Origin of the sequence: Parabacteroides sp. AF48-14 (genome assembly GCF_003477465.1) — a bacterium.
Taxonomy (GTDB): domain Bacteria; phylum Bacteroidota; class Bacteroidia; order Bacteroidales; family Tannerellaceae; genus Parabacteroides; species Parabacteroides acidifaciens.
Genome location: NZ_QUDI01000062.1, coordinates 1 through 20,986 on the forward strand (window position 1 = coordinate 1; position 20,986 = coordinate 20,986).

Annotated in this window: 24 protein-coding genes and 1 pseudogene; 18 read left to right on the top strand and 7 right to left on the bottom strand. The window is 46.1% G+C overall.

The window, feature by feature from the left end; all coding sequences use genetic code 11:
• Positions 1 to 288: 288 nt before the first annotated feature.
• The 5 genes from DW083_RS20175 (at position 289) to DW083_RS20195 (ending at position 2,625) form a co-directional block, all read left to right on the top strand.
• The gene (locus DW083_RS20175; protein ID WP_122333650.1) at positions 289 to 489 is read left to right on the top strand and encodes a hypothetical protein; all 201 of its coding nucleotides are present in this window, start codon (positions 289 to 291) and stop codon (positions 487 to 489) included.
• 23 nt (positions 490 to 512) lie between these two features.
• Positions 513 to 713, top strand: a complete 201-nt coding sequence (locus DW083_RS20180; RefSeq protein ID WP_233552316.1) for a helix-turn-helix transcriptional regulator — start codon at positions 513 to 515, stop codon at positions 711 to 713.
• A gap of 14 nt (positions 714 to 727) precedes the next feature.
• Positions 728 to 1,027, top strand: a complete 300-nt coding sequence (locus DW083_RS20185) for a hypothetical protein (protein WP_122333652.1) — start codon at positions 728 to 730, stop codon at positions 1,025 to 1,027.
• Positions 1,028 to 1,271: 244 nt separating this feature from the next.
• Positions 1,272 to 2,243, top strand: coding sequence for a site-specific integrase (locus DW083_RS20190; protein ID WP_122333653.1), 972 nt, complete (start codon positions 1,272 to 1,274; stop codon positions 2,241 to 2,243).
• A gap of 112 nt (positions 2,244 to 2,355) precedes the next feature.
• Entirely contained in the window at positions 2,356 to 2,625 is a 270-nt protein-coding gene (locus DW083_RS20195) for a transposase (protein ID WP_122333654.1), read from the top strand.
• Positions 2,626 to 2,629: 4 nt separating this feature from the next.
• Here the strand turns inward: DW083_RS20195 and DW083_RS20200 are convergent, their stop codons facing one another.
• The 7 genes from DW083_RS20200 to DW083_RS20230 all read right to left on the bottom strand — a co-directional run bounded on the left by DW083_RS20200 (position 2,630) and on the right by DW083_RS20230 (position 8,863).
• The gene (locus DW083_RS20200) at positions 2,630 to 3,061 is read right to left on the bottom strand and encodes a hypothetical protein (RefSeq protein WP_122333655.1); all 432 of its coding nucleotides are present in this window, start codon (positions 3,059 to 3,061) and stop codon (positions 2,630 to 2,632) included.
• Positions 3,062 to 3,066: 5 nt separating this feature from the next.
• Positions 3,067 to 3,666 (bottom strand): hypothetical protein, encoded by a 600-nt coding sequence (locus DW083_RS20205; protein WP_122333671.1) that lies wholly within the window; start codon positions 3,664 to 3,666, stop codon positions 3,067 to 3,069.
• A gap of 122 nt (positions 3,667 to 3,788) precedes the next feature.
• Positions 3,789 to 5,021, bottom strand: a complete 1,233-nt coding sequence (locus DW083_RS20210) for a phage minor head protein (RefSeq protein ID WP_233552317.1) — start codon at positions 5,019 to 5,021, stop codon at positions 3,789 to 3,791.
• 80 nt (positions 5,022 to 5,101) lie between these two features.
• A complete protein-coding gene (locus tag DW083_RS20215; protein WP_122333657.1) occupies positions 5,102 to 6,433 on the bottom strand; it encodes a DUF935 family protein in 1,332 nt (443 codons plus the stop codon).
• Positions 6,434 to 6,477: 44 nt separating this feature from the next.
• Entirely contained in the window at positions 6,478 to 6,900 is a 423-nt protein-coding gene (locus DW083_RS20220; protein ID WP_122333658.1) for a phage protein Gp36 family protein, read from the bottom strand.
• The gene (locus tag DW083_RS20225) at positions 6,897 to 8,423 is read right to left on the bottom strand and encodes a hypothetical protein (protein WP_122333659.1); all 1,527 of its coding nucleotides are present in this window, start codon (positions 8,421 to 8,423) and stop codon (positions 6,897 to 6,899) included. Before DW083_RS20225 ends, DW083_RS20220 begins: the two co-directional genes overlap by 4 nt.
• Positions 8,420 to 8,863 carry a helix-turn-helix domain-containing protein gene (locus DW083_RS20230; protein WP_122333660.1) on the bottom strand — a complete coding sequence of 148 codons (444 nt, stop codon included), beginning with the start codon at positions 8,861 to 8,863 and terminating at the stop codon, positions 8,420 to 8,422. The genes DW083_RS20225 and DW083_RS20230 overlap by 4 nt, the downstream gene beginning before the upstream one ends.
• Before the next feature lie 169 nt (positions 8,864 to 9,032).
• Between DW083_RS20230 and DW083_RS20235 the strand changes: the two are divergent.
• The 13 genes and pseudogenes from DW083_RS20235 (at position 9,033) to DW083_RS23200 (ending at position 20,905) form a co-directional block, all read left to right on the top strand.
• A pseudogene (locus tag DW083_RS20235) lies at positions 9,033 to 10,063 on the top strand (head maturation protease, ClpP-related).
• Positions 10,064 to 10,069: 6 nt separating this feature from the next.
• Positions 10,070 to 11,227, top strand: coding sequence for a hypothetical protein (locus tag DW083_RS20240; protein ID WP_199659203.1), 1,158 nt, complete (start codon positions 10,070 to 10,072; stop codon positions 11,225 to 11,227).
• Between the two features lie 2 nt (positions 11,228 to 11,229).
• Positions 11,230 to 11,655: a lysozyme gene (locus tag DW083_RS20245; protein WP_122333661.1), complete on the top strand. Its 426-nt coding sequence runs from the start codon at positions 11,230 to 11,232 to the stop codon at positions 11,653 to 11,655.
• A gap of 12 nt (positions 11,656 to 11,667) precedes the next feature.
• Positions 11,668 to 12,078, top strand: coding sequence for a hypothetical protein (locus tag DW083_RS20250; protein WP_122333662.1), 411 nt, complete (start codon positions 11,668 to 11,670; stop codon positions 12,076 to 12,078).
• Positions 12,079 to 12,354: 276 nt separating this feature from the next.
• Positions 12,355 to 12,921: a hypothetical protein gene (locus DW083_RS20260; protein WP_122333664.1), complete on the top strand. Its 567-nt coding sequence runs from the start codon at positions 12,355 to 12,357 to the stop codon at positions 12,919 to 12,921.
• Complete coding sequence (locus tag DW083_RS20265; RefSeq protein ID WP_122333665.1) at positions 12,921 to 13,400, top strand: hypothetical protein; 480 nt, start codon at positions 12,921 to 12,923, stop codon at positions 13,398 to 13,400. The genes DW083_RS20260 and DW083_RS20265 overlap by 1 nt, the downstream gene beginning before the upstream one ends.
• 83 nt (positions 13,401 to 13,483) lie before the next feature.
• A complete protein-coding gene (locus tag DW083_RS23465; RefSeq protein WP_255419851.1) occupies positions 13,484 to 13,609 on the top strand; it encodes a hypothetical protein in 126 nt (41 codons plus the stop codon).
• Positions 13,610 to 13,611: 2 nt separating this feature from the next.
• Positions 13,612 to 15,495 (top strand): hypothetical protein, encoded by a 1,884-nt coding sequence (locus DW083_RS20270; protein ID WP_122333666.1) that lies wholly within the window; start codon positions 13,612 to 13,614, stop codon positions 15,493 to 15,495.
• A 188-nt stretch (positions 15,496 to 15,683) separates the two neighbouring features.
• Entirely contained in the window at positions 15,684 to 16,373 is a 690-nt protein-coding gene (locus DW083_RS20275) for a hypothetical protein (RefSeq protein ID WP_147382174.1), read from the top strand.
• A complete protein-coding gene (locus DW083_RS20280; protein WP_122333668.1) occupies positions 16,373 to 17,218 on the top strand; it encodes a hypothetical protein in 846 nt (281 codons plus the stop codon). The genes DW083_RS20275 and DW083_RS20280 overlap by 1 nt, the downstream gene beginning before the upstream one ends.
• Positions 17,218 to 18,132, top strand: a complete 915-nt coding sequence (locus DW083_RS20285) for a hypothetical protein (protein ID WP_122333669.1) — start codon at positions 17,218 to 17,220, stop codon at positions 18,130 to 18,132. The genes DW083_RS20280 and DW083_RS20285 overlap by 1 nt, the downstream gene beginning before the upstream one ends.
• Positions 18,129 to 19,766: a hypothetical protein gene (locus DW083_RS20290; protein WP_122333670.1), complete on the top strand. Its 1,638-nt coding sequence runs from the start codon at positions 18,129 to 18,131 to the stop codon at positions 19,764 to 19,766. The genes DW083_RS20285 and DW083_RS20290 overlap by 4 nt, the downstream gene beginning before the upstream one ends.
• Positions 19,763 to 20,905, top strand: coding sequence for a hypothetical protein (locus tag DW083_RS23200; RefSeq protein WP_233552318.1), 1,143 nt, complete (start codon positions 19,763 to 19,765; stop codon positions 20,903 to 20,905). Before DW083_RS20290 ends, DW083_RS23200 begins: the two co-directional genes overlap by 4 nt.
• The last annotated feature ends 81 nt before the right edge of the window (positions 20,906 to 20,986 follow it).

Genomic DNA, 20,986 nt, shown 5'->3' on the forward strand with positions numbered 1-20,986 from the left:
GCTTGCCTTTAATGATCCTTTAACTGCTCACATAAGAAGTAGAACCTACGATGGCATTGCTACTGCAATGGCCGAACAATGGACAGAGTATTTAATTAACATCTAACAATAAGTGAACCTCTCGATGTATAGGTAATCGAACGATCTTTGACGTATTGGATTTACCGCTAAAATGTTAAAAGTTTGCTATTATGTAAACTTTATCGTCTAAAAGTTTGCTATTACGAAAACATATTGTATATTTGCATCATAGAAACAAAGTAATAACAATTAAAAAAAATAAGCATTATGAAAACTTACGATGTGGTATTTAATGATGATAACGATTCTAATAGTAAGGGCTTTAAAGAAACTATTGACTACTGTATGAATTGGATCGAATTCAACAGAAACAATAAATCCACCTATTTTGGTGATTACAAGGGTGGAAGTGTATCTGTGGTATGCAATGAGACTTGTGAAGTGATTTATGAGGAAACAATAGAATGATACGCGAATCGATAAAAGATGCTATGGATTTCCGCAAGATTAAGTCAAAAGATCTTGCGGAATACATCGGAGTAACAAAAAGCTCGATGTCGTTATTTTTGAATGGAAAAAGAGCGATGGGGCAGGAAAAGTTAGAGGCGATGCTGGATTATCTTAAGATTAAACTTGTGAGAGAAGAAGAGTTAAACAATAAACAACTTGAAGGTAAGAGTTCCCAATCATGAGCTAATCCTATGATATGATACAAAAAGAAACTGAGCAGGATATTTGTAAAGATTATCTGCAAAATGAAAAAATCAGGATAATCGCTAATGATTATAATGTCTCCCAAGCCACAGTAATGGCTGTGCTTAGAAGAAATAATATTCCTTTCCGCGACAAGAAAAGAGTTGTAAAAGATGTTGAAAATGCAATTATATCTTTCTATGAAGAAGGGAAACCCATAGATGCTATATGTAGATTGACGGGTGTTAAGTCTTCTCAGACTATATATAGAGTATTGAGGGAATATGATGTAAAAAGAAGACGAAATAGATAATATATTCAACTAAAAGGCGGTAAATTCAATATATACCGCCTTTTTTGTGCCTGGGCGGTTTCTAAGTTCAGGCACTTTTTGATTCATATCACGAAAATAGTGAACCATTTGAAAGAACAGCGAAGCCGCCTGGCTGCAACCCGGACGGCTTCTGTAAACTCTCACACGGTATTTGAACGCCGTATAAGTAGTATTTAACCTGTGTTCTACAAAGGTAGGACTTAATCTTAAAACAATTACAACTATGAGTGCACAAATTTTTAACCTTGCAACAAACCGATATCCGTCCTACACAAATCGGTTGTCTGTTAACCAGAATTCCAAAGGTATTCTTTTCTGCGATTTTGCGACAGAATACCTCTCTAAATGTCACAAAACAGAAAAGGCTAAAAAAGCCTATCGGGATGCGCTTCGGCATTTCATCAAGTTTTGTAAATTGAACAATCTCTCTCCTTTTACTTATCAACTCGGAATGGAAATGATGGATAATTTCGTTTACTACTTACAAGCTACAGCTAAGCTGATGAGTTCAACGGTCTGTAATCATTTAGTAAGAATCAAGACATTGATAAAAATGGCATCCTATAGCGGACATGATATTGATTATACATACTCGGATATCAGCGTAAAAGAGGACGAACATGATGTTGTGACCCTTGATCGTGATGAGATCACACGCCTCTATGTCTTTGATAAGCTGACAAAATCGGAGATCGTTGTACGTGATTTATTTGTTGTAGCCTGTATGACGGCCCTGCGTTTCTCTGATTTCTCACGGTTGACAGAAAAAAATTTTATTGACAACGTTATTCAGATTAAGACACAGAAAACCGGAACACTCGTTATTATCCCACAATCGAAGTTTGTGCGTGAGATTCTTCGTAAATACAATTATAACCTACCGAAGTGTCCCTGTATTCAACAATTTAATAAGGTTATTAAAAATGTATGCCGGAAGGCAGGTATTAATCAGTCGGTCCCATATGAACGGACAATCGGATTGGAACGCGTTTCTTTAATGGTTGAGAAATGGACACGCATAGGTTCTCATTCCGGACGTCGAAGTGCTGCAACAAATATGTTTTTGGCTGGGATTCCTGCTTTGCGTATTATGAAAATTACAGGTCATAAAACGGAAGCGGCATTTATGCACTATATCGGTCTAACGAAAGAAGAGAATGCAGCAGTGTTGGCTGGTAATATGTTTTTCCATTAGAATTTGAAGCCCGGTTTTATTTTCCGGGCTTTTCTGTATAAAACATGTATATTTATACATCAATATAGAATATATATACTATTTTTGTATGTACAAAAGATTACGGTTATCTATGCCAAAAGGAAGAAGTAAAAATCTTATCTCACTACGGGATGAAAAACTGATCCGTCGCTATTACTATTGGACAGAAATACAGCGTCGTCGTTTTGATGATGCATTGGCAATTCTGTCCCAAGAAGAGTTCTTCCTGTCCGAAGCCCGTATTATGGCCATCATCCGAAAAAATTGTGATAAACTGACGGATATTGCGGTCAAGCCGGTTCCTAAAGTAAAGATGCCGCGCATTACGGCCAGGCAGCTCACTCTGTTCCCCGGCGAGTAACCATTTAGGCCGGCTCTTCATCGATCATACACTCATAAGTACTTTCGTACACCTTGATCGCTCCCGGTAGGGAATACCAGCGGGAAGATGTCCGTTCAAGCGGTGTAGCGTTGTCCGACTCCAGGAGGCGGACGATGTCGTGTAGCTGTTTGAATTGCCCGATTCGTTCAGAAACCTTGTCGGCGGTTCCGCTGGTGTAATGCGTATCGTCATAACAGTCGATACACAGCTTAGTCACAATAGTAGCGGTTCCACGCTGATAGTCATCTGTGATCGTTTGCCAATCGATCCCTTGCACGCCGATCAGGACACATGGGAAGGTGACGGGATAGGTTTCTTCATTAGTTTGAAGTTGTCCGTAATCTTCGTCTACCAAAGTCAGGCCTGGCATACCTTCGGCAATGGCCGTCTGGATGATGTTGAATAGATGTTCCATTTTGCTTATGAATTTAGGATTTTATTTAATTCTGTTTCTACAATTTCCTGTACTTTGTCAGTCAGTTCTTTGGGTTTTCCCATGAACTGGCGCTGTGGAATATGGAGTCGGTTCTTTTTTGTCAGGGCTAACCCCTTCCACATGCGATCTTCCGCTTTCATACTTGCTTCCTTTTGTTTTCTTATATCGGAGGTGTCACCCTTCTTTATCTTTGCAGCCTCAAAAAACTTTCGCCAGGCAAATCCCTTCATACGAGGAGTCACGGTGATATCAGCCCCATTGTTGTGATATGGAGCATATTTTACATTATTGGATATAATAACCTTTCCTGGGCCTGGCGTTGCAATAATGCTATCCATCAAATGATTTTGACTGCTTAATAAAGGTCCAAACTGGCTTGCTGCACTTGAACCTCCGGATTCCTGGCGGCGGGTTGTTTTCCATTTTGTCAAACCGTTATCATTCCAGCCGCCTTCGCGGAAGTTCTTTTTAAAATGCCTGACAGCTGCATTTCCGACTTTTACGGGTAGAACTTCATTCCGAAGTCGCTCCAGTTCTTTCTTCTTTCGTTCGAGATTATTAATCAATGTGTTAAAAGTTGCCATATTCGTAATTTTTAGACGCGGTTCGCGCATATCACGCGGATTTTGTTTATATTTGCATCAGGAAGCTGAAAGGCTTCTTAGATGTGCTACGGCACGTTCGCCTGCAGGGGGAGCATTGCTCCCTACTGTTTTTTATAGAACAATCGTATCTTTCCTTTCTCATAAATCCAAACTTCCTCTATCGGATAATCAAATTTCTTATCCCGTATCCTTCCTTCGATATTTCTTCGGATATACCGGTCAGAACAGCCTTTTGTGTTATTGATGATTATATTAGGCGATTGCTTTGCGCCATGCCCGATCATGCGACCGATCTTCTCTTTCTTGAACGGTTTGACAAACCCCTCATATTCATAGAACTTGTCCCCAACCTGCAAGTCCGGACATTTCCGATCATACTTTGTCCCGATCAGGGAACCATATATTTCTTTATAGGCTTCCGACTTAAAATGGACCGGAGGTGTTATTTTTACTTCCTGACCCTCCTTTGCAAAAAGATTCCCTATCGTATAAATATCTTTGTAATCCGGTTTCTTTTTATCTACACCCTGATGAATTAGCAGTTCTCCGCCATTCTTATACGTTTTTGCAACTTTGTATCGCATGATTTCAGGTTTGGACAGTTGTTCGTCAATGAACTGACGAACCGCCTCTTTTGCTCCTTTGTAAGCATTTTGAATATATGGATGTGTTTCATTAAAGAGACAAGCGTCCTTTCCGGGATTATTATCCAGTCCCGGACACGGTTGATCTTCAGGCGTACCTTTGGGGATGTCACTTTTTTCTGTTACAGGTTTGTCTGTTGCCTCTAATCCACACTTACAATTCCAGCGGTCTCCCGGATAATGTTCATTCCAAAACGGGTCATTTATCGGACGTATAGTTCCCCAGAATAATTTATGATCTTTCCCCGGATTAATACTGGTACTACGTATCCATTCAAGATTAGGCAATATATCTTTATCTTGTTCAAAACGCTGCCAGTCTGCCGCGCGATGTGCACGTATGACAGCTGTACTGTATTCCGTCTGTAGCCAACTTTTCAGATGTGTCGGGGCGACCAGGGTATGTACGTCATGTGCGAACTGATCAAAGGATTTCAACTCACCGTCAGCATCGATTAGTTGCCGGGCTATATCGTTCTGAAAGCGGTGTGTTCGAAAGGCGGCAAAGACGGCATTGTTATAGCGGAGTTCCTGATAGAATCCATAATCCTTATCATTATAGGATCGAACCCCAAACCCTTGATCGGTTGCTTGATTAAAGCAATTCCAAAACTCCTTCCAGGCTCCGATCTCTATTCCTGTTGCTGTGTCAAACTCTTTCTGATAGATGCGGCGGATCGTTTCCTGCAAAACTTCGTTGCTAAAAGAGAAGCCCTCCTCTACGGCGTTCCGGAAGACAGGTTCGTCGCGTTCGTAATACAGCCGGTTCGTTACCAGTCTAAAGCCCCCTGGTTCCCTTCGGGGGCTTCCCCGAAAAAACGGGTCAACAGGTTGGCAAACGACGGTTTGTCTTTCTTCTTTCCTGGCCCGATCGGATTCTTTCCATCCGGCAAAGCCGGTGGATCATCGACCGGCACAGGGTCTATGTCGGGTTTCTTCTTTTCAGCCATCTGCAGGTCATAGTCTTTCGGTTTGTTGAGTCCAAATTCTTCATACAACTGATCATGGTCTATTGGCAGCCCCAGGCTGTTAAGTTTGACAATGATATCAATGCGTCCTGCCGGATCAGTATTTTTGGGCGAAACGAACGCAAATTTTCCACCGCGAACTTTTATGCCGAACGACTCAAACAGGTCGGTCATCTGGTAATTCAGGACATTCAAGATAAAAAGTTTGTCTTTTTCCAGCAAGCGGTCTTCTGATTTCTTTTGCACCGTCCCCAATGCCTGTGTGCCTTTTTCTCCAGCTTCGGTCGTTAGGGTATTACCAAGCACGTGTTTGCTTATCTCCGAATTGCAGAACGAGGCCAAGCCTTTATACAGATCGCTGGACCCTGTCTTATTGGATGCTTCATGTAGCGTAAGATTGCTGCCTTCCGGATGCAGGAACACGGCAGTAGCCCCGCCTCCAAAGATGTCGTTGACCAGGTTGTAACGGGCTTCGTCGTCCCCCACATTATAGGTATATTCGCGGATTGGTTGCCCGAAGAGTTCGGCAAACTGCGACCAGTCTGCCACGTCGCCCCGCTTGTACAGAACCCAAGGGATATCCTTGATCAACTCGCCTATATTACGCGGTTTGCCGACAAACAACATATCACTGTACTCATCCCAGGATGTGCCGTGTATATCGGTTTGCATCCGCATGATCAGCCGGCGCACAGGTTCCACGTGCTTACGGGGTACCAGATCGTAAGTTAACCAACCGTCCTTATCCGGTTTGAACTGGAAAAGACTGCAACCCCACCAAATAGTGTCCAGCAGGTCGTTAAGGAAATCGAGAAACCAGGGGGATGAAAGCATTTCGCCGATCCGTTCGTCCGGTTTCCCGTTTCGGGTAAACTCGATTTGGGAAGCCAATACCGCAGACTTACGCTTTTCCAATACACTTGACAAATGTGTATCCAGCAATGCCGTGTCGTATAGATCATATAGCTTGACACGGTTCGGAAAGTCTATCCGTTCTGCCTCGTTTACGGCCCGCATATAATGGCTGATATCCCGGTTCCAGCGGGTGGCCTGTGTCAGTAATATCGTATTTCCTCCTTGGGGTTGGTTGAAGAGGCCTCCGGATGTAATTTGTTTCTTGCTTTTTCGGCTCATTTCATCTGAATTTAAAATCGTTTTATATATTGTTTAAATCGCAGTCAAAAGTGGTTGGTACGTTTCGGGTTACTCCGGTACAGGAACTCTTTGGACCGCTCTTTTTCCTCTAATAGCGGGATGCCGTTGATACTGATATTTCCGCGTTGTACGCCTTTCAACCAATCGACCGCCCGTTCATACCGGTCCTTACGGATGCCATTCTGCATTTTTTGCGGATTGCCGGCGCTGTAGATATGATAGGTCGCAATGTCGAGACACATCATCAGGACAAGCGGATGCCGTTCGCTTCCGCGGGCATTGAATATGGCTTCCGCGTCGTAACGGGCAGACAGGTAGGATTTCATCTCCTCGATAGCCCGATCTTCGCAGATGTCGAGGATCGCGTCGTCGCCACGGGTCAGCGCGTCGATTATTTCCTTATGCACAGTTGCGTCATAGTCTGACGGATCAATAAAGTGTGTCATAATCTATACTTGTTTTTAAAGCGAAAAGCTTTGACCGGGACCATGACCGGTGGCGCCATCCGCCGCATTTTATTATCAATGATACGTTTTGCCCCTTCGATACAGTCGGGACCGTCGGCGGGGAATTTGAGCGAGAGAGTAAACAGCAGGAATTGGTCGGCAAGACGCTGCATGTCTGGATTGTCCTTCTCGGCAATGTTAAAGATCAGTTTTCCTTCCCGGTTGATCGGTTCCAGGTTCGCCTCGATACGGGTCGCCTTGTCTGTCTTCTTTTCTTCGTCCGGGAAGATGGAAACGCGGGCATCATGTTCCCGGCATTTATCAGCCAGGAGCGGACGGAACACTTGCCGGAAGAATGGGTCCTGAAGGGAGTTGTTCTCTATATAGTTGTAGACGGTTGTCTTCCCTTTCACGTAGTCGTTCAGGAGGAAATACCAGTCGATAAACTCAGCGTTCAGGCCACGGTTCAGGAAGCCTTTGAAAACGTAATACGTGCCATCCAGTTCCCCCACCAGCCAAACGGCCTTTGTGGAACTTTTCTTCGATTTGTTTTCACCCGGAGCCGGATCACCGTATGCGACAACGAACTTGAATTTGCTGAAAGGCGGGATTTTGCCCCAATGCAACTCCTTGAACACTTCGCCTTCGCTGACGGGGTTGTTGTAGTATTCGGTTTGCTGAGCAGAGGCGCTGATCTTACTCAGTGTATTGTCGATGTCCTCTTCTGTGTTTTTTTGGGGCCATGTGCTGTAACCATCTTTATCCCGGATATTGACAACATCCCAATGGTTGGCGATGGCTCCAGCCCGAACCACACAACAGTCTTTTGCGATGATATTACCGCAAAAGATAACCAGCATCGGTACCGCAGGATCGCGGGTTCCGTAAACAGCCTTCTCCCAGAAGTTCCACATGTCGTTGACGCGATCCGGGTTCCGGCAGGCGTCATCGGTATCGAAGTCGTCCACCAGCAGCACGTCTGGACGAAAAGATTTGTTACGTGATCCACGTGGTGCGTTCCCGTAGCCTATGGCACGGAAAGAAGCGTCTTTGCCCGTTATAAATTCGTCCTCCGTCCATTTATTGCCGCCGAGCTGTTCACCGTAATAGGCACGGATACGGGGGTTGCTCTCTAATTCCTTTTTATAGGGATCAAGCAGGCGGACAGCCGCCCCCTGGGTAGCACTTACCATTATTACATTGTGTTTCCGTCCGGTTAAAACCAGATAAAGGACGATGAACATCACGATTGTACTTTTTGCCAGGCTTCGAGCCCAGGAAAGGACCTCATACCATTCGTCCTGTTTGATACAGCGAAGGATTGCCTTTACTTGAAATGGCGCAAATTCGCTTTTTGCATATTCCGGAAAAAAGTATTTGATCCATTCAATCGGATGTACCTCCAGACAGGTTTTATGTTTCTCCAGTTCACCGCGGTTCTTGTGCTCCATCGGTACGTCGGCCATCAGGTCTTCGTAAAACGAGCTCCACCGGCGCAGTGCTTCTCTTTCTTCTGTTGTCATAATGTGCTACGGATAAACTGGTCCCACAATGCGCCAAATTCCTTGGCCTTATTCACATCCAAGGCACGAAGCCATACCAGAAAACGGGTCGCGGAGCTGATCAGATCTTTCAGCCCGGCATCCTTTTCCAACTTGTCGATAGCGGCAGACAACTTGGCAATGGTAGCCGCCTCGGCAGGCGTGGCAAACCGTTCTCCCGCAGGCCGATCAGAGATGATATTGTTGATCTCTGCTATTTGGCGTTGTAGGTTCATGATTTGCTGCTCGCGGGTCATCGTGAACCCGGCTTTCATCTCTTCCCACTTCCCGGAGGTGACCCATGTTCCTACCGTTCGACGACTAACGCCCACCTTTTCCGCTATTTCCTGTTGTGTCAGGTTCCCTTGCAGGTAGAGAATACCGGCTATTTCTTTCTTTTGTGCATTCGTTATATCTGCCATAATCGCGATCTTTTTAAGACAAAATTGGCGGTAAAAACGGGGGCAGGCAAATCGGGGTTTTAGGATAAAAGATTATACTCTTATTATTGATATACAAAGTTTTATCATGTAATTACGATTTGCATGGCGGCTTTTTTCCTCTCACTTTTGCATCAAAACAAGCGCGAAAATGGCAAAGCAGTTTTTCAATATGATAGCCGGAAAAGACGGTACGGCGTGCGTACTTCTGTACGGAAATATCGGTAGTTACGACGATGACATCCGCAGTGGTGACATTGTCCGTGAATTGATGGAGATAGAGTCTGCCTATCAAAAGGTAGACATACGTGTCAACAGCATGGGTGGCGAGGTCTATTCCGGCATCGCGATCTTTAATGCCCTCCGGGTTAGCAAGGCAGATGTAAACATCTATATAGACGGGATTGCCGCCAGCATCGCGAGTGTAATTGCATCGTGTGGCAAGCCGGTACACATGAGCCGCTATGCACGTTTGATGGTGCACAGCGTATCCGGCGGATGTTACGGGAACAAAGACGAAATCAGGCAATGTATTAACGAAATTGAATCTCTGGAAGAGACACTTGCCGATATCTATGCAAACCGTTGCAAAAAGACAAAAGACGAAATCAAACAACTGTTTTTTGATGGCAGTGAACACTGGTTTACGGCGGACGAAGCGTTGGCGATGGGATTAGTGGACAGTATTTATGACACTGACCCGGTTCCCGCAGACAGTACCCCGCAGCAAGTCTTCGACATCTATCAAAACAGATTAAACCCAAAGAATATGTTATTGGACGAATTAAGAAAACGGCCGTCGTTTACCAACCTGGCGAATGACGAAGAGGTGCTCCGCCATGTCGGACATCTGGAAACGGAAGCCGGGAAAGTGCCCGGATTGACAACTGAGAACACGGAGTTGAAAAACCAGCTGCAAGCGTACAAAGACAAGGAAGAGGCTGCCGCTACTGCTGTCCGTACTGCCTTGGTAGACGCAGCCGTCAAGGACGGACGCATCAAAGAGCCGCAGCGCGAAGTGTATCTGAACCTGTTAAAGTCTGATCCTGAAAATGGCGAAGCAGCCTTGAAAGCCTGAGACCTGCCCGCCGGGCTTTGGATGACCTCTATACGCCTCCGGCAGAAGGTGAATCTCCCTGGGACAAACGAATGAAAGAAATTGAAACCAACTTAAAAAAGTAATAAGAGATGATTGTAATTCAAGGAACCAATTATGCGGGTGAAGTACTGGAAATGCTGCTTACCCGTGCCGCTACCGGAAACGAACTGGTCGAAAAAGGCTTGATCCATATCGTGCCGGAAGTAGCGAAAAAGTATTCTATTCCCCGCCTGCGTACGGGTAAGATGTTGCAGAAGCGTAAAGAAATGCCGGTTGACGCGGACGGCAAAGGTAACTTTACTTATGACGAACGCGAACTGATACCGGTCGACTTCATGGCCTTTACCACCTTCAATCCGCGTACATTCGAGAACATTTGGCGCAAGTGGCAACCAAAGGGCAACCTGGTGTTTGCAGAACTTCCGGCAGAAGGACAGAATGCTTTGCTGCGTGAATTGGCGAAGTCTGTCAAGTTCGAACTCGGCTTCCACTTCGTAAACGGAGTGTTCGGCGATGACGACGACCATCTGTTTAACGGCATCGTAACCCGTATGCTCTCTGACAAGGATGTCGTAACGGTGACTACAGCCGAAACGACTATGATCAAAAAGTTGAAGGCCGTCAAGGATAAGATTCCTACCGTGATGCGTTCCAACCCTGGACTGCGCATTTTGATGAGCATTACCGACTTCGATAAGTACGATGAAGAACTGACTCAGCAGCCTAACAAGGGTGCCAACTATACAGACATGAATGTGGAACGCTACAAGGGTATCCGTATTGTTCCGATGTCCAACTGGCCGGAAGGCATGATCGTTGCCACTATCTGCGGCATGGATTACGATACGAACCTTTGGGCAGGCGTGAACCTTGTGGATGACATGGATGTGATCCAGATCGACAAACTGACTAACGCAGGCGAAAAGTACTTCTTCAAGATGCTGATGAAGGCCGACACGAATATCGCATGGGGCGAAGACGTGATTATGCTGGACGGTCGCGAGGCTGTTACAGCCACATTGGCCGGAACAACTGTGACAATGGAAAAACCTGTTGCCAAATTGGAAAATACGCCTGCAGCTGATGCTGCTTTCTCCATTACCGGAGATGGCGTTATCCTGGGTGCCCGCCTGACGATCACCAACAAGGCGACGGATAAAAAGATCACGATCGGAACGGTAGAGATCGAAGGGGGTAAAACCGTGGTCCTGGGTTACGATGGCAAAAACTGGTTTAAGGCTGTCTGATCATGAGAACGAGCCAGACAGGTATTAACCTGATCAAGTCATTCGAGAGCCTCCGCCTGGAGGCTTACCGCTGCCCCGCCGGCATCTGGACGATCGGTTATGGTCATACCGCTGGTGTCCGGCGTGGTGACCGAATTGACGGACAGAAAGCGGAGCAGTTGCTGGCAGAAGACTTGCGCAAGTTTGAAGACACTGTGAACCGGGAATGTCCCGGCGTCAATCAGAACCAGTTCGATGCGTTGGTGTCGTTCACGTTCAATATCGGTAGCGGAAATTTCTTAAAATCAACGCTATTGAAATGCGTGAAGGCTAATTCGCAGAACCTGAACATCCGCTACGAATTTTCGCGTTGGAACAAATCGAACGGGACTGTCTTAGCAGGGTTGATCCGGCGCAGGAAGGCGGAAGCGGATTTGTATTTTTCTTAATCACTTATAACGATGGAGCAACTTTTTGACATATTACGGGAACTGATAAACAATGGTTTCGGGATTTGGGGAATCATCATGTTTGTTCAGATGCGCAAGTATAAGAAAGCGCAGCTAACCCACGATACTGTTGCCGTATATCAAAAGATTGCCGAGTCGAACAATGAAACATTATTACAGCAAAATGAGAAAATTATCCTTTTGGAAGAAAAAGTATCCAGATTCTTGGCTGTTATCACACGCATGGAAGAATGCAAGCATTATGTTGTTTGCCCTGCTCGCCCTGTCGTGCAGGACTACAAAAGAAAATACTTCCATGTCCCTACGAGACAGTCTCGATTGGAACAGAAAGGTCAGCGTTACCCTCGCGACAATCCCGACATCGATAGCCGAATTGACAATCCCGATGGACGGCCTCCGTAACTTACCCAAAGGGGCTGTATATACAACTAAATCCGGTAAGACACGTGTAACTGCCAGTTTCAAAGAAGATAGCCTACATGTAATGGCAGAAACAGAAAATGTCCCGGAATTGAACTATACAGAAGAGGAAAGTCAGGTACATATCCGGGATCAGCTGTCGAAGCAAGAGACTGTCAAAGAACCGGTCACACACTCTCTTTGGGACCGTCTTAAACACGGCTTAACCGGTATTATAATCATAATCATAGTAATAATCATCATTAAAACATATAAGAAATGGCATTACCAAAAAAAGAACGTCCGACTGGATTAAAGAAGGCCCTTTTCGGGGATGTACCGGAAGCCGGCGGAATGCCGGAAGAACTGGTTCAGTTGGGACGTACCTATAAGGGGTCGGCCTCGTTTACGACAGAAGCAGACACGGTACAAGACATTTATTGTGAAGAGGAACCGGCGGTTCCTATGGAATCGATCTCATCTGATCCCGGCATCAAACAGGTTAAATTGAATCTGGCAGAATTTGACAATGAAGCCTTGATCGCCGTATTCGGAGGAACTGAAGGTGAAGCTGAAGACGTGACCGTTGATGGGAAAAAATATTCGGTAAAAAGATACAAGGCCCCTTCCGATATGGTGCAGATTGAAAAGAGCGTCAGGATCATCACACGCAACGACAACGTAATCGACATCCCGCGTGCGCTTGTGACTGCCCGTTTCCAGTGGAACTTGACCAGCAACGATATTGCACAGATTGAGATCACTGCAAAAATATTGGCACCTATTGGCGCAAGTGATGCCCCGTACAGTATCTACAAACTTGGCGAACCTAAAGTCGGCGCGTGATGAACAAAGTGGAAGCACACGCGGCCGATGCCCTTACGGACTCACGGTTGTTAGTCAATATCCCAGCACCTTGGATATTCCGGGTGCTGGGTAAAAAGACGATCAAGTATCCCGTCCCGTTCCCTACCGGGCAGACCCTCGCCAGGATGGCACGATTGTTTACCCGTCTGGACCTCGATCTGAAGGAACTTCGGGCCGGTGACATGGGGACAACACTGGCATGTATCGGAAACAGTACCGTCGCCGTTTCTCGCATCATCGCCTACGGTATGCTCCGGGGTACTTTGGCCTCACGGTTGTTGAATCGCCCGCTTGCCTGGTATCTCCGGTGCTATATGGACATGAAGACAATGGCGGAGCTGACACAAATCCTCGTATTGCTAAGCTCGCCTGAGGCTTTTATGAATATTATCACGTCGGTGTCAACCCTGAATATGATGGCACCGACGATGAGCCAGACGAAAGAGAAAGGGAGTTAAAGGAGGAATATGATCCGCCCCATAGCCCTTTCGGACGTATTTATGCGCTGATTTCTTCCGGAGCATTCACTTTCAACGAAGTGATGAATAAAATACCTTGGTGTGTTGTCCTTGCAATGGTGGCCGACCAGGGACGGATGCGGAAGAAAAAAGAGGAAACGAGACTGATGACTGCAGATGAAGAATTGGAATTTTTAGGACTAAAATAATCATGGATAACGAACCGATATATGTAACATTCGAATTTCGCGGTAACCTGCCGGAAGAAGTTGACAAGGTGAAGCTTGGTATTCAGGGACTTCGAAATGAGTCGACCAGTACATACCAGCGACTGATCGCGGACAGTAATGAGGCTTTTGCTTCCATGAGTAAAGGCAACCAGCAACTGGCAGTCTCCATTCAGGAAGATATCAATTCTCTTCGTCAGTTAGATGCGACACAAAAGGCCCTGGATGAAGGGCTGGAAAGAGGAACTGTTACAACCCAGCAGTATGCAGAGGCCAAGGCTAAATTAGCGATCCAGGAAGCTGATCTTCGCAATGGAATACAGGAAAACATAAAAGTTCTACAGGATAGCATAGAACAGGAACGCCAGTCGGCAACGTCCATCGAATCCAAACAACAGTCACTCGCCAAAATCGAGGAAGCATATCGGAAGTTGTCTGCCGCAGAACGCGAATCGGCGGCCGGGAAAGAGATGCTGGCTAAGATTAAGGAATTAAAGCAGGAATTATCCGAACTGGACAGTTCTTATCAGAAAGCGACATCCAGCACGCAAAGTTTCGGTGAAGCCGTACAATCAGTACCCGGTCCGGTTGGACAAACCGCACAGGCGATCGGGAAGATGACAAAGGCAGCCCTTGCCTTTATCGCTACGCCACTTGGAATGGTCCTTGCTGCCCTTGCTGCCGGACTGGCTGCAGTCTCTTCCTGGTTCCATCGGACAAAAGAAGGTGAGGACGCTTTGGCCGTTGCCTCTGCCGCGTTCGGGCAGGTCTTGAACAGCCTGCTGGATGTTGTTGACAGGGTTGGTGAATGGTTATATAAGGCGTTTACAAGCCCGAAAGAAGCCCTCTCCGATTTGGTCGATTTCATCGAAGGACAGGTTATAAACCGTTTTAAGGCAGTTGGTAAAGCCGGTGAAGGGGTGTGGAAAATACTGCATGGGGATGTAAAAGAAGGATTTGCAGACCTGGCTAATGCGCAGCTACAATTTGCAACCGGAATTGAAGATGCCGGCAAAAAGGCCGTGGCTTGGGCCGATGACGTCAAGGAAAAAACAAGGCAATCCATCGCCTTGCAGGAACGTCGAAATAAGTTGTTTGATAAGGAGAATGATTTGCTTGTCGAACGTAGCGAAATGGAAGCACGTATCAACGAATTACGGGACAAGGCCTACGATATGAGCATTCCTGAAAAAGAGCGTTCAAAGGCTTTGAAAGAGGCTTTGAAACTGACTGATGAACTTTATGACAAAGAATCCGAAATAGCCAAAGAAAAACATGAAATCGTTAAAATACAAAATTCCTTATCTGATTCCAATAAAGCCGACCTTCGCGCTGAAAAAGAAGCGCAAGCAGAGATAAAACGTATCGAGTCACAACGTTATTCGGCCCGGCGCATGATGCTCCGGCAAAGCAATACAATCGATAAGCAGATATCAAAAGATTCTGCTGGTGAAGCTGCGAATGTAATCAAAGCTGAAACCGCTATGCGTGAATTAGAAATACAACGCCAGCAGGACGCTTTGGCGCAAATGGAAAAAGACGCTGAACTTGAACTCCAACAGCAGAAGATTTCTTTAATGAAAGATGGTACCGATAAGGAGTTGGCTCAAATTGCTTTAGATTATGATAGAAAGATCAACGAAATTGAAAAGAAAGGTCAGGAATACATCCTCGCCCAACAAAAAATAGAGCAAGATCAGTGGGAAAACGCGAATCCTAATTGGAAAAAGAAAGGGCTTGTCTTTAAACCGAAAACGACAACCGTTTCCCAGCTCCCGGCAGCACAAGGGAAAGAACTGTCTGATGCTACTTTAGTAGCTGACAAAACCCGTGAAAAAGCAGAAGCTGATTTGTTGGAAAACACATAAAACAATACCAGGATTATGCAGCCAGACGCCTGGAGATAGAAAAAAAATACAACGATGATATAGCCTATCTGACCAGCCAGCGCACGGAAACGAATAAAGATGCCATAAATGCCGCTATCGATGAAGCCAACAAGGGTAAGAAGAAAGCATTGTCGGAATTGTCCTTCAATGAATTGAAAGATACGGATATGTGGTCCAAGATGTTTGGCGATCTTGATAAAATGGCTTTGCCCTCGCTGGAAGGATTACTCAAACAAGCGAAGGAAGTCAATATATCGGCTTGGGACCCGAAGAACGTAAAAGAGTACCAGGACGCAATCGATCGCCTGGAGAAAGCAATTAAAACCCGTTCGCCTTTTAAGTCGATCGGCGAAGACTGGAAGAAGCTACTGAAAGGCATTAAAGAAGGTAGTAAGGATGATATCGCAAGTGCATTGTCCGGCATCGATACGGCTGTTCAGAAAATAAACGGCGACCTGAACACGATTGCCGGTGGTATCAGTGATGTTTTCGGTGACGAAGCCGGGTATGCGGCTGAACAGGTTGTTGCCCTGACTTCTGCTCTGGGTGGTTTCGCAACCGGGGCCGCCAAGATAGCTAACGGGGATATCCTGGGCGGGATCGCCTCCGTAGTCTCCAGTATCGGCTCTATCTTCTCAATGGGTAAAAAGGTTAAGGAAATGAACCGCCAGGCCCGTGAAGAGGTACAGAAGTATTATGATACGGCGATTGAGGGTGAACGGGAATATCAACTTTTGCTTCGCGAACGCCAGCGTACACAGCAGGAGATCGGCGAAAGTACGCTTGCTTACAACAAGCGCATCACATCTGAACTGACCAAGCAACAACGGGAATCGGCAGAAGAATATGCCGTTTGATGGCAGAAATACAGGGTGAGGAATATATCAGCGGCAAAGGCTATAAGCATGGGACTTGGTTTCGTAAAGCTAAAACCTGGGACATCTATTCCAGCCTTGCCGGTAAAAGCTACGAAGATATTGAAAAGCTGTACACCGAGGGTAAGCTGGATGAAAAGGTCGCTAAACTGTTTGAACAGCTTCGTGCCTTGAAAGAAGAGGGCGCCGATATCAACCAGATGTTGGCTGATCAGGATGAAGCGATGCGGGAAGCATTTACCGGAACGACTAAAGATAGTATTGCTGACAGTGTTATTCAAGGATTAGCACAGGGAAAGCGGTCCGCTAAAGATTTTGCCGATGATTTTCAAGAGATGCTAAATAACGCCGTCCTCCAAGGTGTCAAAATGAAAGCCTTGGAAGAGCCGCTCCGCAAATGGTATGAATCCTTTGCGGAAGCGAGTGGAAACGGGCTGACGGAAGCCAATATTGCCGAGCTGAAGGCGCAATACGACAAGATCATAGAGGACGCGGCCAAACAACTGGAGGACGCTGAAAAGATAACAGGGCTTAGTATCACCGGTACGGAAGCCGGTCGCCAGGCTGCGGCCAAAGGGTTAGGTGCTTCTATGACACAAGAAAGCGCGAGCGAGATAATTGGCATTGGGAATGCGCTAATGATTTATGCAGATAAAACGAGCACAGGCGTAACAAATATCAACGCATTGCTGGTCGAAGGACTGACGGTCATGAACCGGATCGCGGCTAATACGGACCGGCTGGAGAATATCGAAAAAGATATCCGGAGAATTAGAGATAATACGCTTGATATGCTAAATCAAGGAATATTAATAAGGAAATATTGATGATTGATAATTGCTACATAGACGGAATCAGTACCCAATCCCGATTCGGGGTGTGGGTGACAAAAGGCGGGTATAAGGACCTGTTGACTTTCCCGGCCCTGGCCGATCCGGACAAAAACGACTGGCCGGAAGAGGACGGGATCGAAGTAGACCTGTCTGAACCGAGATTGCAGGAAAAGGAAATAACAGTTTCATTCCTATCCGATACTCATGAGGGAGCAACTGATTTTATTGCCTTCGTCAGTGAACCCGGATATCACATACTCCGGGTTCCGTCACTTGGGCGAGAATGGCAAATTCGTCTGTCTGCGCAACCTGCTAACAAAGTATTTGCTTCAGCAACATCCTTTTCGATCAAGTTCATACAGGATGTCCCAGTTCGTCCTTTGGCTATAGCCTTGCCTGATCCGGGATTAATAATACACGATAGTGGATATAAGCTGGATGGTGTCTCTTTTGCCGATTATGGTGTAGTTGTCGATGTTGCGCGTAGCGAACTGTTGAAAGCTCCGGCTGCTAAACAAAATCTGAACCGGAAAGTTCGTACTTCCGATGGGCAGATATACGATGCAGATCATCTTGTTTTTGGGAGTAAAGAAGTTACGTTTAAATGCCATTTAAAAGCTGTTTCAATGTCAGCGTTCTGGCAATGTTACGATTCCTTTTTTGCTGCTCTAATTCAACCGGAGGAACGGCAACTACATGTTGCTTTTACGGGCGGGACATATCCTTGCTATTACAAAAAGGCATCCGGTTTCCAACTATTAGGCTTACGCGGTCCGGTAATTGTCGAGTTTAGTTTGACACTTGTATTTACCGTATTCCGTATTCGTGAAACAGAATACTTCCTGGCATCGGAAGCCGGAGAATATATCATAACTGAAGATGGCGAATTTTTAATCGATATGAAATGACAGGAGAAGATAAAAAAATAAAAATAAGCGATTTGGCTCCATCGAGCTCTTTTAAAGGGCTTTGGACATTGGGCTATCGGTTTGTTGACGGTATCAAAACAAGCGTAAGGGTCAGCCTGGAAGCTATACAGAAAGCATACGATGATGTTGTCAAAGCGACAGGAGATGCTAATACGGCCGTCGGTACCGCAAATAAGGCAGCACAGGATGCTGGTGAAAAGATGGTTCAAATCACTGAAGAAGTGAGTACAGAACTAACCAATATGCGCCAGCTTGAAGCGACTGTTTCCGGGAATGAAGAAATCCGCGAAACCAGTTATACGCAGTGGCAGGCAGCCGAACAGGGCCGTCATAACGATGAACTGAAACGCAAAGAGGCTGAAGCTCTTCGAGAAGCGGCCGAAGAGCTTCGTGACACTGCTGAAAGTACACGTAATACAAAGGAAACAGATCGGCAAGCTGCTGAAGTCATCCGTCAGAATACTGAAAAGTCTCGTGTTGAAGAAGAGACCAAGCGTGTAACCGCAGAAGATACTCGAAATCAAACAGAACAATTGCGTTCCACCGAGGAAGGAAAACGTATCGAAGAAGAGAAAAAGCGTGTTGCCGCAGAGACTCTGCGTAATCAATCAGAAATAAATCGTGATAACGCTGAAAAGTTACGCGATGAAGCCGAGACTCTTCGTGCTGCTGAAGAAGTAGACCGGGATAACGCGGAGCAGGTGCGCATAGCGGAAGAGGGTAAACGTGACATCGCAGAAAAGGCCCGCGCTGCCGCCGAAGCGGAACGTCAGAAAAAGGAAGGTGAACGGATTATTGAAGAACAACTCCGGAAGACGGCAGAAGTAGCCAGGCAAGAAAACGAGACTACCCGTCAAACGCAAGAAGAGCAGCGAGAGCAAGAGACTGTACAGGCGATACTTAAGGCAGAGGAAGCAACCGGCAAAGCCAATGCCGCTGCTATACTTGCAAATGAAAAGGCAGGGTTAGCCGATGCAGCTGCAGGAAATGCCGATACTGCTGCTGGTAAAACCAGTACGGCCATTACCAATGCAGAGAATGCTACAAAAGCAGCTAACGATGCGGCAAGTGCCGCTAATGCCGCAAAGAAGAATGCGGATGATGCAACAGGGAAAGCTACTTCCGCTGCCGATCTTGCAACTGAAAAGGCTGGCTTAGCCAGTGCTGCGGCTACAGCGGCTGACACCGCAAAAGATAACGCGGTTACGGCAACAGGTAATGCCAATACCGCCACTGACCGTGCCAATGCAGCGGCAGAGAACGCGGAAAAGATCGCTAAGGGATTTCAGTCTGACTGGAACGTGGCCGATCCGTCTGATCCGAATTATATAAAGAACAAGCCGGAGATCCCGACGCTGGCGTCTGCTCCTGGCGCAGACACGCTGTCTTATGTCAATGCTGCCGGTACGACAGTTAATTTCCGGATAGGCGACGAGGTCCGCGTACTGGAAGACGGTGAGTATGTCTTTTACAAGCTCTATGATCTTGCTGGCGGTGTTGCATCATGGCAGGAAACCGGTAGCGGGACGGCACTTCCCGGCAATATTTACCTGCAAGGGGCAAACTATTATAATGATTCAGTAATAATAATCAAGGAGGGCTATATACAATGAGTAATAAAGGAGCATTTATCTATCAGCAAATTGAGCTTACAACGGCTGAATGGGCTACGAATACGACGAAATATCCGGCATCGGTCTGGTTGTTCGAACGCCTGGAATCCGGCAAGTTCAATATGAAGCTGGCCGATGGTGTACATACGTTTGCGGAACTCCCGGTTGTCATGCAGGACATCGCAGTAGTGGTTAAGACAAACAACGCGACTACCTATATCTTGACAATCACCACAGCGGCAGGATCGTTTGACACGCCGAATCTGCGTGGTACGGATGGTTCGAATGGTATCGGTGCAAATGTTACGGTAGTGACTAATACGGCAACTGAATATGTGTTGAAGTTTACGTCTGCGTCCGGAGAGGTCACAACGCCTAATCTTAAGCCGCAAAATTACACACACCCGGCATTTATTGCACACGCATCCGGCATATACAAGATCACTGTTAACAATCAGGGGCACGTAACAGATGTAGTAGCAGTAACTAAATCCGACATCACGGCATTAGGCATTCCTGCCCAAGACACAAACACTACTTATAGTAAGGTAACAACCTCTGCTGATGGATTGATGTCAAAAGAGGATAAGGGCAAAATTGACGGTATTGCGGATGGAGCAAATAAATATATTCATCCGTCCTATACAGCGAAAAATAGTGGCCTGTATAAAGTAACGGTTGATGCGACCGGACATATATCTGCCGTCACTGCTGTAACTAAAGAAGACATAACAGCGTTGGGCATTCCTGGACAGGACACTAATACAACTTATTCGGCTGTCACATCTTCCGCTAATGGATTGATGACGCCGTCCATGTTGACGCAACTGAATAATGCTTTGAGACTTAAAGATGTGACGACTGTAACGACACTTACCGACCTCTCGATCGCAAACTACTCGATCAAGGTAACGTTGTCGGCCGCCAGCGCCTTATCGTTTGCGTCTACTCCTAACGAGGGATGGGAATGTATGATTGATATCAAGAATAGTTCGTCGTCAAACATCACACAGCCGCTTCCGAACGCATCGGGTTGGCAATGTGACGATACAAACATAACGATCGCAGCAGGTAAGATTGCATCTATCTCGGTAAGGCGCATACATGGTATTTATGTGGTAATCGCTAAGGGTAATTAATTCAAAACGGGAAAGATATGAAACGGCGGATAGTATTAGGAGGTAGCAAGCTACAAGCTGGGGACTATTACAGAAAAAATG